13 protein-coding genes and 2 tRNA genes are annotated in these 12,676 nt (G+C 65.4%); 6 read left to right on the top strand and 9 right to left on the bottom strand.

The annotated features are described in order from the left end of the window. Positions 1–15 precede the first annotated feature (15 nt). Genes hemW through OOB33_RS13205 form a run of 5 tightly spaced genes read right to left on the bottom strand, consistent with a single transcriptional unit; the run spans position 16 to position 4,503 of the window. On the bottom strand, positions 16–1,206 hold the full coding sequence (hemW, locus tag OOB33_RS13225; protein ID WP_271010052.1) for a radical SAM family heme chaperone HemW: 1,191 nt from the start codon (positions 1,204–1,206) through the stop codon (positions 16–18). Positions 1,207–1,219: 13 nt separating this feature from the next. Continuing rightward, positions 1,220–1,834 carry an RdgB/HAM1 family non-canonical purine NTP pyrophosphatase gene (gene rdgB / locus OOB33_RS13220; RefSeq protein ID WP_271009018.1) on the bottom strand — a complete coding sequence of 205 codons (615 nt, stop codon included), beginning with the start codon at positions 1,832–1,834 and terminating at the stop codon, positions 1,220–1,222. After that, positions 1,831–2,568, bottom strand: a complete 738-nt coding sequence (rph, locus tag OOB33_RS13215; RefSeq protein ID WP_102769959.1) for a ribonuclease PH — start codon at positions 2,566–2,568, stop codon at positions 1,831–1,833. The genes rdgB and rph overlap by 4 nt, the downstream gene beginning before the upstream one ends. Positions 2,569–2,579: 11 nt before the next feature. Then, a complete protein-coding gene (locus tag OOB33_RS13210; protein ID WP_102769958.1) occupies positions 2,580–3,524 on the bottom strand; it encodes a PP2C family protein-serine/threonine phosphatase in 945 nt (314 codons plus the stop codon). 10 nt (positions 3,525–3,534) lie between these two features. Further along, positions 3,535–4,503, bottom strand: coding sequence for a serine/threonine protein kinase (locus OOB33_RS13205; RefSeq protein ID WP_102769957.1), 969 nt, complete (start codon positions 4,501–4,503; stop codon positions 3,535–3,537). A gap of 30 nt (positions 4,504–4,533) precedes the next feature. Between OOB33_RS13205 and OOB33_RS13200 the strand changes: the two genes are divergently transcribed. The 4 genes from OOB33_RS13200 to OOB33_RS13185 all read left to right on the top strand — a co-directional run bounded on the left by OOB33_RS13200 (position 4,534) and on the right by OOB33_RS13185 (position 8,891). Further along, positions 4,534–5,481: a YicC/YloC family endoribonuclease gene (locus OOB33_RS13200; protein ID WP_271009017.1), complete on the top strand. Its 948-nt coding sequence runs from the start codon at positions 4,534–4,536 to the stop codon at positions 5,479–5,481. Positions 5,482–5,561: 80 nt separating this feature from the next. Further along, entirely contained in the window at positions 5,562–6,182 is a 621-nt protein-coding gene (gmk, locus tag OOB33_RS13195; RefSeq protein ID WP_271009016.1) for a guanylate kinase, read from the top strand. 66 nt (positions 6,183–6,248) lie between these two features. Next, positions 6,249–6,452, top strand: coding sequence for a DNA-directed RNA polymerase subunit omega (gene rpoZ / locus OOB33_RS13190; protein WP_102769954.1), 204 nt, complete (start codon positions 6,249–6,251; stop codon positions 6,450–6,452). 153 nt (positions 6,453–6,605) lie between these two features. Beyond that, a complete protein-coding gene (locus tag OOB33_RS13185; RefSeq protein ID WP_102769953.1) occupies positions 6,606–8,891 on the top strand; it encodes a RelA/SpoT family protein in 2,286 nt (761 codons plus the stop codon). Positions 8,892–8,894: 3 nt separating this feature from the next. Here OOB33_RS13185 and greB read toward each other — a convergent pair whose 3' ends face one another. Beyond that, positions 8,895–9,461: a transcription elongation factor GreB gene (gene greB, locus OOB33_RS13180; RefSeq protein ID WP_271009015.1), complete on the bottom strand. Its 567-nt coding sequence runs from the start codon at positions 9,459–9,461 to the stop codon at positions 8,895–8,897. A gap of 48 nt (positions 9,462–9,509) precedes the next feature. Here greB and OOB33_RS13175 point away from each other — a divergent pair, with 48 nt between their 5' ends. Then, a complete protein-coding gene (locus tag OOB33_RS13175) occupies positions 9,510–10,688 on the top strand; it encodes a CaiB/BaiF CoA transferase family protein (protein WP_271009014.1) in 1,179 nt (392 codons plus the stop codon). Positions 10,689–10,821: 133 nt separating this feature from the next. On the opposite strand, the gene OOB33_RS13170 is transcribed toward OOB33_RS13175, so the two are convergent. Beyond that, positions 10,822–10,898, bottom strand: a tRNA-Arg gene (locus tag OOB33_RS13170). Between the two features lie 58 nt (positions 10,899–10,956). Here OOB33_RS13170 and OOB33_RS13165 point away from each other — a divergent pair. Then, a complete protein-coding gene (locus tag OOB33_RS13165) occupies positions 10,957–11,229 on the top strand; it encodes a hypothetical protein (protein ID WP_271009013.1) in 273 nt (90 codons plus the stop codon). Positions 11,230–11,248: 19 nt separating this feature from the next. On the opposite strand, the gene OOB33_RS13160 is transcribed toward OOB33_RS13165, so the two are convergent. Together OOB33_RS13160 and OOB33_RS13155 are read right to left on the bottom strand one after the other, a co-directional pair. Then, positions 11,249–11,325 (bottom strand) — tRNA-Arg (locus OOB33_RS13160). Positions 11,326–11,384: 59 nt separating this feature from the next. Beyond that, on the bottom strand, positions 11,385–12,632 hold the full coding sequence (locus OOB33_RS13155; protein ID WP_271009012.1) for a heme biosynthesis HemY N-terminal domain-containing protein: 1,248 nt from the start codon (positions 12,630–12,632) through the stop codon (positions 11,385–11,387). Positions 12,633–12,676 lie beyond the last annotated feature (44 nt).

The following is a 12,676-nucleotide window of genomic DNA, read 5'->3' as shown; positions in this document are numbered from 1 at the left end:
GCCATGCTCGGTCAGTCAGTCAGCCAGGAAGAGTGACTGCAGGTCGCTGAGGAAATCAAAGCCCTTGGCGGTCGCCGCGATGCGCGCCGGATCGGCCTCCAGCAGGCCGCGCTGGCGCCCCTGCTCCATGGCCCGGGCGATGCTGGAGGGCGGCAGGCCGGTGCGCTCCAGATAGGACTGAAGGCCCACGCCTTCGCGCAGACGCAGGGCATTGAGCATGAACTCGAACGGCAGCTCGCTGCGCGCCACCTCGTTCTCGTTCGACACCGCGGCGCCCTCGCCGGCCTTGGCCATATACGCCGCCGGTTCGCGCCAGCGCACCTGGCGCAGCACGCGGTGCGGGAAGGAAATCTTGCTGTGCGCGCCAGCGCCGATGCCGAGGTAATCGCCGAACTGCCAGTAGTTCAGGTTGTGGGCGCAGCGGTGCCCCGCGCGCGCGTAGGCTGACACCTCGTAACGATCCATGCCCACGGCGCCGGTGCGGGCGGTGATCAGGTCCAGCATCTCGCTGGCCAGATCGGGGTCGGGCAGGTTCTCGGGCGGCGCGCTGGCGAAGCGGGTGTTGGGCTCGATGGTCAGGTGGTAAACCGACAGATGCGGCGGCGCAAAGTCCAGGGCCGTGCGCAGCTCCAGATCCAGCTCGGCCAGGCTCTGGCCTGGCAGCGCATACATCAGGTCGATGTTGAAGGTGTCAAAGGCCTGGGCGGCCTCGGCGATGGCAGCGCGCGCCTGCTCGCCGCTGTGAACCCGGCCCAGGGCTTTGAGCTTGGCATCGTCGAAGCTCTGCACTCCGATGGACAGGCGCGTGACGCCGGCTTCGCGGAAGCCCTTGAAACGGTCGCGCTCAAACGTGCCCGGGTTGGCCTCCAGCGTGATCTCGCAGCCCGGCTCCAGCGGCAGGCGGGCGCGCAGGTCCGAGATCAACTCGGCGATTTGCTCCGGGGGAAACAGGCTGGGCGTGCCGCCGCCGATGAAGATGCTGACCACCGGCCGCCCCCAGATCAGCGGCAGCGAGGCTTCCAGATCAGCGCGCAGCGCAGCCAGATAGGCGCGCGCGGTGTCCACCGGCAGCTCGCGCACGGCGCCGTCCACCCGCCACTCATGGCTGTTGAAATCGCAATACGGACATTTGCGCAGACACCAGGGCAGGTGCACGTAGAGCGACAGCGGCGGCAGCGCCGGCAGGCTCAGCGTGCCCGGCCGCATCAGGCGAATGACATCAGCCAAGATGCCAGACCTCGCGCAGCTGCGCGGCCAGATGGACGGCCGCCAAAGCCCGGTGGCTCTGCACATTCTTCTCGGCCGCGCTCAGCTCGGCCACGCTGCGCCCCAGGGACGGGATGAACATCAGCGGGTCATAGCCAAAGCCGGCCTCGCCCTGCGCGACGGTCAAGATCTGCCCCTGCCAACGCCCCATGGCGATCAAGGGCTCGGGGTCAGCGGCACTGCGCACGGCCACCAGGGCACAGACAAAGCGCGCGCCGCGTTGCTCGGGCGCCGGGAAGGCGGCCAGTTGCTCCAGCAGCACGCGGTTGTTGTCGGCATCCGATTTGGGCTGACCGAAGAGCGTGGCATAACGCGCCGACAGCACGCCAGGCGCGCCACCGAGGGCCTCCACCGCCAGGCCGGAATCATCGGCCAGGGCGGGCAGGCCGCTGGCCTCGGCCGCGTGGCGGGCCTTGGCCAGGGCGTTCTCGGCGAAGGTGCCGAAAGGCTCCTCGGCTTCGGGGATGCCCAGCGAGCCTTGCGTGAGCAGTTCCACCCCCAAGGGCGCGAACAAGGCCTGCAGCTCGACCAGCTTCTTGGCGTTGTTGGAGGCCAGAACAATCTTCATGACGACAAGGCTGCTTTCTGCGCCGCCAGCAGCTCGCCAATGCCCTTCTCGGCCAGATCGAGCAGCGCATTCATCTCGACGCGGCTGAAGGCCACGCCCTCGGCCGTGCCTTGCAGCTCGACAAAACCGCCATCGGCCGTCATCACCACATTCATGTCGGTGTCGCAGGCTGAGTCTTCGGTGTATTCCAGGTCCAGCAAGGGCGTGCCCTCGACGATGCCCACCGAGATGGCCGCCACCGCCTGGCGGATCGGGCTGGCGCTGATCTTGCCCTGAGCCAGCAGCCAGCTGACCGCATCGGCCGCCGCCACGTAGGCGCCGGTGATGGCCGCGGTGCGGGTGCCGCCATCGGCCTGGATCACATCGCAGTCCAGCGCGATGGTGCGCTCGCCCAGCAGCTTGAGATCGAAGACGCAGCGCAGCGAGCGGCCGATCAGACGCTGGATCTCCTGAGTGCGGCCACTTTGTTTGCCCTTGGCCGCTTCACGGTCGCTGCGGGTGTGGGTGGCGCGCGGCAGCATGCCGTACTCGGCTGTCACCCAGCCCTCGCCCGAGCCGCGCTTGTGCGGCGGCACTTTCTCTTCGACCGAGGCGGTGCACAGCACCTTGGTGCCGCCGAACTCGATCAGCACCGAGCCCTCTGCATGGCGGGTGTAGTGGCGGGTGATCCGCACCGGGCGGAGTGCGTCCGCTGCGCGGCCGCTGGCGCGCAGAGTCTGGCTGGCTTCAGTCATGATGGGGTCCTTCAGGATTTCTTGAGTACGCCGGTCTGGCGCTCGTTGGCGCGGCGTATGGCTTCGTTGATCTCGCGCACGGAGCGCTCGATCTCGGCTTCGTCCAGCTCGTCCGCACCGCCGCGCCCGTCCTGGGCGGCAGCCTGGATGGTGGTGGCAAAGCCGTCATCGGACAGGCTGCGGGTGGAAATGCCGGCCTCGGTGTGGCCCTCGTCGGCATCGGCCTCGCCTTCCCATTCCACCGCCAGCGCAGTGACATTGTCGCAGCGCGGCCCGCCGTTGCGCAGGGCCTGCTCCACCAGATCGGGCACCGCATCGGCCACCGGGCTGGCCGAGAGCTGCTCGGTGATGAAGTCGTCGGGCACCGTGCCCCAGAGCCCGTCCGAGCACAGCAGCAGGCGGTCTCCCACCTCCAGCAGCATGGGGCCATGGGTGTCGATCATGGGCTTGCCAGGGCTGCCCAGGCAGGTCAGGAGCACATTGCGGTTGAAGGTCTCGCCGTCCTGGGGCACCCGGCCGAGCGCGTTCTGCAGCTCCAGATAGGAATGGTCGCGCGTGCGGGCGATCAGCTTGCCGGCACGCACCATGTAGAGGCGCGAATCACCGCAATGGGCCCAGAAGGCCCGGCGCCCCTGCAGCACGCAGGCCACGATGGTGGTGCGCGGCGTGTCGCTCATGCCCTTCTCGGCGGCATAACGGATCAATTGCTGGTGCGCGATCAAGACCGCATCCTGCAAAAAGGCGGCGGGGTCTTCAAGCGCCGGCTTGGCATCGCGCTGGAACAAGGCGGCCAGGGTCTGCAGCGCCATCTGCGCAGCCACCTCGCCCTCGGGATGCCCACCCAGACCGTCGGCCAGGGCGAACAAACCGGCCTCGCGGGTGTAGCAATAACCCATGCGGTCTTCGTTCTTCTCCCGCCGGCCACGGCGGCTCACCTGGAAGGTGTTGAACCTCACGCTGGGCCCCTCACGCTTTGGCTCCGGTCTTCAGGTTCTCCAGTTGCAGCTTGAGACGCTCGCTGAAGCTGAGCTTGGTATAGCGGCGCTCGGTTTCGCGCGCCAGCTCTTTTTGCAGCGAAAACACGCTTTGCGGACGCGAGAGCGGATCCAGGGACATGCACCACTCGGTCACTTCGATCAGGTTGTCGGAATACACATTGCGCAGGCGCGAGAGGCTGAGCGCCAGGCGATCTTTTTCCAGGCGCTGCGGCGCGTCATTGGGCGGATAGCCCTGCATGCAGGCGTAGATGCAAGCGCCGATGGCGTAGATGTCGGTCCACGGACCTAAGGCACCATCTCGCCGGTACATCTCGGGCGCGGCAAAACCGGGCGTGTACATCGGGCGGATGAAATTGCCTTCCTTGCTCAGCACCTCGCGCGCGGCGCCGAAGTCCAGCAGCACCGCCTTGTTCTCGTTGGTGATGAAGATATTGGCCGGCTTGATGTCCAGATGCAGCATCTTGTGCTGATGCACGATGCGCAGGCCACGGAGGATCTCGTCGAAGAGGCTGCGGATGGTGGATTCGCGGAAGACCTTGTCGCGCTTCATATCTCGCGCGGTGACGATGAAGTCCTGCAGGGTGTCGCCCTGCAGATAGTTCATCACCATGTAGACGGTTTCGTTCTCGCGCAGGAAGTTCAGCACCGACACCACGCTCGGGTGCGAGATCTGCGCGAGCGATCGGCCTTCCTCAAAGAAGCTCTTGAGACCCAGGCGGTAGAGCGGCTGCTTCTCAGGTTTGACGCGCGGCGTCAACTCGCCGGGCGAGCGTTCAGCCAGGCTGGAGGGCAGATATTCCTTGAGGGCGACGAGGTGGCGTTCCGGGTCTTCGGCCAGGTACACCACGCCGAATCCGCCTGCTGCCAACCTCTTGATGATCTGGTAGCCCCCAACCACCGTTCCCGCAGGCAAGGGCGCCGGTTTCGGCTTTGACATAATCGAGTTTTATTCCACACCGAACGCTAGATGCCAGTCTACAGCATGACGGGATATGCCAGCGTCAGCTCGCAACCCACCGCACCCAGTGAAAACACCGGGTCCCCCAATGCCACATCCTCGGCAGCTGCCAGCCCCAGCGGCGCCAGCGTGACGGTCGAGCTGCGTTCGGTCAACGGCCGATTTCTGGACCTGGGCTTTCGCATACCCGAGGATTTGCGAGGCCTGGAACCCGCCCTGCGCGAGCTGCTGACGGCCAAGCTCAAGCGCGGCAAGGTCGAGCTGCGCATCAACACCCAGCGCGAGAGCGAGGGCAACTGGCCGCAGCCACAGTCCGACCAGCTCAACAAGCTGGCCCGCTTAGAGGGCACGGTGCAGAACTGGCTGCCCAAAGCCCAGCCCTTGACCGTCCACGAGGCCCTGATCTGGTGCAAGGGCGGCGGCTCCGCCCCCGAAAAATTGGATGAAGCCGCGCTCGAAGCCGCCCGCCAATGCGTGACCGGCCTGCTCGAAGCGCGTGAACGCGAAGGCGAAAAGCTGGTCGCCATCCTGATGGAGCGCATCGAACACCTGCGCACCCTGGCCGATGCCGCCGAGCCCATGCTGCCGGCCATCGTGCAGCGCCAGCAGCAGCGCTTCCTCGAGCGCTGGCAAGAGGCACTCGCAAGCACCGGCGCGGCCCAGACCATCCCGGAAGAAAACCTGCGCGAGCGCGCACTCAACGAAGCGGCGGCCTACGCCATCCGCATCGATGTGGCCGAGGAACTGGCCCGCCTGCGCGCCCACCTGGAAGAAATCGCCCGCCTGCTCAAAAAGGGCGGCGAAATCGGCAAGCGCCTGGACTTCCTGATCCAGGAGCTGCACCGTGAGGCCAACACCCTGGGCTCCAAGGCGGCCGCCCTGGAGCTGACCAATATCTCGGTGGAGATGAAGGTCGCCGTCGAGCAACTGCGTGAGCAGGTGCAGAACATCGAATAAGCCGGCCCGGCTCTCCTTCTGCCCCACAGCCCCCACCCCCTCAGCGCCGCTGCCCCACCTCACACGACCACATCCGATCCATGGAATACCCCGGCAACCTCTTCGTCGTCGCCGCCCCCAGCGGCGCCGGCAAATCCAGCCTAGTCAAGGCCTTGCTGGAGCTCGACGCCAAGCTCGACGTCTCGATCTCCCACACCTCGCGCGCTCCGCGCGGCCAGGAACAGCACGGCCGCGAATACTGGTTCACCAGCGAAGAAGAATTCCGCGCCATGGCGGCGCGTGGCGATTTCTTCGAATGGGCCGAGGTGCATGGCAACCTCTACGGCACCTCACGGGCCGCCATCGAGGCGCGCATGGCGCATGGCGACGACGTGGTGCTCGAAATCGATTTCCAGGGCGCGCTGCAGATCAAGCAGCTCTTTCCCTACGCCGTGCTGATCTTCATCTTGCCGCCCAGCTGGGAAGAACTGCAGCAGCGCTTGAACCGCCGCGGCGACACCGCGCCCGAGGTCATTGCCAAGCGCATGGCCAACGCCCGCATCGAAGTGGCACAGGCGCAGAACTTCGATTTCGTGGTCGTGAACGCGGTGTTTGACACGGCCGTTTTCGATCTGAAGTCCATCGTCCACGCGCAGCGGTTAAAATACGCGGCTCAGCGCCGAAATCGCTCTGCCGTTTTCAAAGCGCTCGATCTGCCCTGAAGCCCTGGTGCACGGCACCACGCCTCAGAAACCGATCCTCCTGAACACCTGAACTGGAATCCACACATGGCCCGCATCACCGTCGAAGACTGCCTGACCAAGATCCCCAACCGCTTCCAGCTGGTGCTCGCCGCAACCTACCGCGCCCGCATGCTGAGCCAAGGCCACACTCCCAAGGTCGACAGCAAGAACAAGCCCGGCATCACCGCCCTGCGCGAAATCGCCGCCGGCGAAGTCGGCATCGAAATGCTGCGCAAGGTGCCGGTCTGATTCCAGTCTTTCGCTGCATTTGATTGCACAAACGGGCGCCTTCCGGCGCCCGTTGTCGTTTCTGGCACCCGCGCGAGCACTCAAGGATGCCGAATGGCACGGTCTTGTGCGCTGGCGCAGATGGCACGCAAATTCATCGGTTAAATTCGGGCCATGGGTTTTCGATCATTTGCCGTCTCCCGCCTGCCTGCCGCCCTGAGCGGTTTGTCGGGCCTGCGCCCCGCCCCCGAGCCAACGGCTGCCGAGGCGGCGTCGTTTGACGCCCTGGTTCAGCACCTGGGCTACCTACCCAAGGGCGACATCAAGCGCATCCGCGAAGCCTACAAATTCGCCGATGAGGCACATCTGGGTCAGTTCCGGGCGAGCGGCGAGCCCTACATCACCCATCCGATTGCGGTGGCCGGCATTTGTGCCGAGTGGCGCCTGGACGCCCAGGCCATCATGGCCGCCCTGATGCACGACGCCATGGAAGACTGCGGCGTCACCAAGACCGAGCTTATCGAGCGCTTTGAGGCCCCCACCGCCGAGCTGGTGGACGGCCTGACCAAGCTGGACAAGCTGCAGTTCTCGACCAAGGAAGAGTCCCAGGCCGAGTCCTTCCGCAAGATGCTTCTGGCCATGGCGCGCGATGTGCGCGTGATCCTCATCAAGCTGGCCGACCGTCTTCACAATATGCGCACCATGGAGGCCATGGCCGCGCCCAAGCGCCGCCGCATCGCACGCGAAACCCTGGACATCTACGCGCCCATCGCCCACCGCCTGGGCCTGAACGAAATCTACCGCGAGCTGCAGGACCTGTCCTTCCAGCACATCCATCCCTGGCGACATGCCGCCCTGTCCAAGGCCATCACCAAGGCCCGCGGCAACCGCCGCGATCTGGTGTCGCGCATCGAGCGCGATGTCGTCAAGGCTTTTGCCGATGGCGCCCACCCGGTGCAGATCCACGGCCGCGAGAAAGCCATCTACTCCATCTACAAAAAGATGCGCGAGAAGCACCTGAGCTTTGCCCAGGTCAGCGACATCTTCGGCTTCCGTGTCGTGGTGGACGAGCTGCCCCAGTGCTATTTGTCCCTGGGCGTGCTGCACCAGCTCTACAAGCCGCAGCCGGGCCGTTTCAAGGACTACATCGCCATCCCCAAGCCGAACGGCTACCAGAGCCTGCACACCACCTTGGTCAGCCCGCTGGGCACACCGGTGGAGTTCCAGATCCGCACCGAGGCCATGCACATGGTGGCGGAAAAAGGCGTGGCAGCGCACTGGCTCTACAAAAAAGGCGGCAACCCCAGCGGCACCAGCGCCGAGAGCGCGCAGCAACTGGGCTCACGCTGGCTGCAGTCCCTGATCGACATCCAGGACGAGACCCGCGACGCCAACGAGTTCCTGGAACACGTCAAGATCGACCTCTTCCCCGATGCGGTCTACGTCTTCACACCCAAGAGCCGCATCATGGCCCTACCCAAGGGCGCCACGCCGGTGGACTTTGCCTACGCCATCCACTCCGATGTGGGCGACCATTGCGTGGCCGCACAGATCAACGGCGAACCCGTGCCCCTGCGGGCCGAGCTGCGCAGCGGCGATGTGGTGGAGATCGTCACCGCCGCCGGCGCCCGCCCCAATCCGGCCTGGCTCAGCTTTGTTCGCACCGGCCGCGCGCGCTCCAAGATCCGCCACTTCCTCAAGAATCTGGAACAGGAAGAAAGCCGCGACCTGGGCGAGAAGATGCTGGCCCAGGCCCTGCGTGCCGAAGGCCTGAGCCTGCCCAGCCTGAACGACGAGGATGACGACGCCGCACAACTCTGGCAGCAGCTGGCCCGTTGGGCTGGCAACCGCCATGCCGACGAGCTGCTCGTCGAGATCGGCTTGGGCCGCAAGATCGCCACCATCGTGGCCAAGAAGCTGGCCCGCATGCTGGCCGAGCAAGGCCAGCGGCCCGATGCCGTCATGCTCAGCATCGGCCGCTTCACCGCGGACGATGGCCCCTCGCAAGGCCAGGTCACGCTGGACGGCAGCGAAGGCGCCTCGGTGCGCCTGGCGGCCTGCTGCCGCCCGATTCCCGGAGATGAAATCAAGGGTTATCTGGGCCGCGGCGAAGGCCTGCTGGTGCACACGGCCGAATGCCAGGTCGGCCGCAAGCTGTTCCAGCGCGATGCCGAGCACTGGATTGCCGTCAACTGGGCCGAAGAGCTGACCCGCCCTTTCGAGGCCGCCGTATCCCTGCTGCTGAAGAACGGCAAGGGCGTGCTGGCGCAAGTGGCCTCGGCCGTCAGCGCGGCGGAGGCCGACATCACCCACATCATGATGAGCGACGAGATGCAGCAGCGCGAAACCGCCGAGATGAACCTCATCCTCTCGGTGCGCGACCGCCTGCACCTGGCCGATGTGCTGCGCACGCTCAAACGCTCGCCCGCCGTGCTGCGGGTCTGGCGCGTCAAGCCCTAAGCATCAAGCCTTTGACGACTCCGGCTTCGGGTAGCTGACCTCCAGCACCTCGATCTGCTCGACGCCACCCGGCGTCATCAGCTGCAGCTCATCGCCGACCCGCGCCTTCAAGAGCACACGGGCAATTGGCGACACCCAGGAGACCTCGCTAGCCAGGCTGTCGGATTCATCGATGCCCTTGATGGTGATGGTGCGCTCCTCACCTTTGGCGGTGGCGTAGGTGACGGTGGCGCCGAAAAAAATCTGCTCGTTGCCGTGGTGCAGGCTGGGGTCGGCCACCTCGGCCAGGTCCAGGCGTTTGTTGAGGAAACGCAGGCGCCGATCGATCTCGCGCAATCGCTTCTTGCCGTAGAGGTAGTCGCCGTTTTCGCTGCGATCGCCGTTCTTGGCCGCCCAGGACACGATCTCGACGATCTTGGGCCGCTCGACATCGAGCAGCGTCATGAACTCCGCCCGCATGCGGGCATAGCCCTGCGGCGTCATGTAGTTGCGCGCGCCCTGCGGCAAGGCCGGCAGCGCCAGGTCCTCGTCGTCATCCGCGTCACTTTCCTTGGTGAATGCCTTGCTCATGCGTGTATTGTCTCTGCAAGCTTTGCCAACCGAAGAGAAGGTCTGCAGATGCGCGAACGCAGCAACGAGCACGGCAACGACAACAACAGCAGGACGACACCGGCCCCGTCAGCCTCCGGCCCTTTGCAGGGCATTCGCGTGATCGAACTGGCCGGGCTAGGCCCGGCGCCTCTTTGCGGCATGCTGCTGGCCGACCTGGGCGCCGACGTGATCGTGATCGATCGCCCCATCAGCGCAGGCTCACGCAGCATCGGCAACGCGCGCGCACTGAATCGCGGCAAGCGGTCCATCGTGCTCGACTTGAAAAGCGATGCCGGGCAGCGCACGGCGCTGGAACTGATCCACAGCGCGGATGCTGTGATCGAAGGCTTCCGCCCCGGGGTGATGGAGCGCCTCGGCCTGGGGCCGGAGGTGTTTGAGGCCACACATCCGCGCCTGGTCTACGGCCGGGTGACCGGCTGGGGCCAGACCGGGCCGCTGGCCCAGTGCGCCGGTCACGACATCAATTACCTGGCCTTGAGTGGCGCGCTCTCCATCGCCTCCAGGCCGGGGCAGGCGCCGAGTGCGCCAGCCAGCTTGCTCGGCGATATGGGCGGCGGGGCGATGCTGCTGGCCCTGGGCCTGCTGAGCGCCTTGCTGGAGGCCCAGCGCTCAGGCCACGGGCAGGTGATCGACGCGGCCATTCTCGATGGCCTGGGCCTGCTCGGCGGCCTGGTTTCAGCCCTGCGCAGCGAGGGTCAGTGGAGCGAGCGGCCCGCCGACAACTTCTTTCTGCACAGCTCGCCCTTTTACGACTGTTTTGAATGCGCCGACGGCGGTCACCTGAGCCTGGGCGCCATCGAGCCGCAGTTCTATGCGCGCTTGCTCCAGGGTTTGGGCCTTCACGACGTCGACCCGGCCCAGCACATGAACACCGAACACTGGCCCGCCCTGCGCGCCCGCGTGGCCGAGCGGATCAAGACGCGCAGCCGGGCCCTGTGGGAGCAGGACCTGGCCGATCTGGATTGCTGCGTGGCGCCCATGCTCAGCCTGGACGAGGCGGCCGTGCATGCGCACGCGCAGGCTCGGAGCAACCATGTGCGCATCGACGGCCATTGGCAACCCTCCCCGGCCCCGCGCTTTTCACGCAGCCGCTTGCGGACACCCGAGGCCGGGCCACATGTGGGCGAGCACACGGAAGAGATATTGACCGAGCTTCAAGCCGCGCGGAAATCGCACAAGACTTGAGTGCCGCTCATGCGAGGCGCCTGACGCGTCCAGCCGAGTCCAAAACAAAAAAGCCCCAGCGATTTCTCACTGAGGCTTGTTTGCGTCGGCATCGAATTTCCTTGAGGACGCTTCGTGCGCCATTTTGTTAGTTTGGTGCGGCTGGCAGGATTCGAACCCACGACCCCTTGGTTCGTAGCCAAGTACTCTATCCAACTGAGCTACAGCCGCTCCAAGCCCTCTACTATAGCACGGTATTTTTGTACCGAACAATACTTTTGCAAACTTTTTGAAAACGTCGCCGAAGCTGATTTTCAAACGCCAGCAAAACGAGGGGTCAAACTTCAAAGCCAAGGCGCTGCTTCAAAACTTCGCCTCAACTCTCAATACCCTCATCCGCGTCACCACAGATGTACTTCACGCCACACCCATTGAGCTGAAAAGCCAAACTCGGCGGCGCCTCTTTTCAAACTCCAAACACCTCGTCCAAACGACGCTCGAGGCGATTGAAACTCAATCCGAGATCAAACTTAAATTAAAAAGGTCAGCAATTACTCGCTGACCTTTTCTTTTCTTATTGTTGGTGCGGCTGGCAGGATTCGAACCCACGACCCCTTGGTTCGTAGCCAAGTACTCTATCCAACTGAGCTACAGCCGCGAAGCCTTGCACTATAGCATGCTTTGTTTAGGCTTGGGAAGACTTTTTAATTTTTTGACTCAAACCAGCGTGGCGGCCGCCTCGTGGCAGCGGGCGCGGCGGTCCAGATCGCCGTCCTGCTCGGCCAGATGGGCCAGCACCAACCAGCTGCGGCGGCGCGCGGCCGTGCCCAGACTGGATTCATCGGCCACCTGCTCCAGGATCAAGCGTGCCTTGCCCCAGAGCTGGCGCTCGGCCAGCGCGTGGCCCAGGGTATAGCTGAAGGCCCGATCGCGCGGGAAACGCTGCACCGCCGTCTCCAGGCGCTGCAACCATTCAGGGCCCAGGCCGGGCAAGACCAGCACCAAGGCTTCGGCCAGCGTCGCCCGTTCGTCCGCACCCAGCTCGGCAACATCGTCCCAGAAGGGCCGCAGCCAGCCGCGGCCATCGTCCGGCACGCCGAGCGCACCCGCACGCTGTGCCGCGCGCGCGGCCACAAACACATCGCGGCGGTCGGCGCTGTCCAGTTGCTGCCAGACGGAGCGAAGCTGGTCGGCATCGCGGGCGGCGTCCAGCGCCTCGAAGGCCAGTGAGCGCAGCAGGCCCTGGGCAGCGACCTTGGAGAAGCCCTGGTGCTTGGCCAGCAGGCGCGCGGTGCGCAGCGCTTCCAGCGGCTGTTTGGCCAGACGGCTGGCCTGCAGCTTCAGTCGCAGGGCCTGGGTACGGCGCGCCACGCCTGGGGAGAGCTCAGCCAGCAGGCTCAGCGCACGCGGCGCATCACGGTCATCCAGGGCCCATTCGGCGGCCAGCAAACGGGCGCCCTCCTCCTGCGCACGGCCTTGCGGCGAGCGCTTGGCGGCATCCAGCGCCAGCTGCAGCTGCTCATCGCGACGGCGCTTGTCCTGCAGCCGGTGGGCACTGCTGGCCGAGAGCAGATGGCCCAGGGCCAGAAAGCCCTCGTCCTGCTGCAACTCGGGCGTCTGGGCATGGATGCTGAGCGCACGCTGGGCGGCCTTCTGTGCGCGTCCGTAACGGGCGCCGAAAAATTCGGCCAGCGCGTCACGCAAGGCCAGCTGGGCGCCGCGCTCGCGCTGGGCCAGACGCCACTCGTGCGCACGGCGCGGCAGGCTGGTCAAGGCGCCGATGGTCTGAATGGCGGTGACCAAGGCAAAGCAGGTGCCGACCAAGGCCAGCAGGAACAGGTTCAGCGACACATCCAGGCGCCAGCCATTCCAGTAGAAGCTGGCCAGCCCATCGTTCTGGCCCAAGGCCAGCGCGGCCACCACCGCCACGGTGAACAAAAGGACCAACCACACCACGGTACGCATGAACCGAACCTTTGCTTTCGTTCTTTTTTGAAGTTGGGAGTCGA

The sequence above is a fragment of the Paucibacter sp. B51 genome (assembly GCF_027863535.1).
Classification (GTDB): domain Bacteria; phylum Pseudomonadota; class Gammaproteobacteria; order Burkholderiales; family Burkholderiaceae_C; genus Paucibacter_A; species Paucibacter_A aquatilis.
The sequence above is the reverse complement of the archived record's forward strand: the minus strand, read 5'-3'. Positions and strand labels throughout refer to the sequence as shown.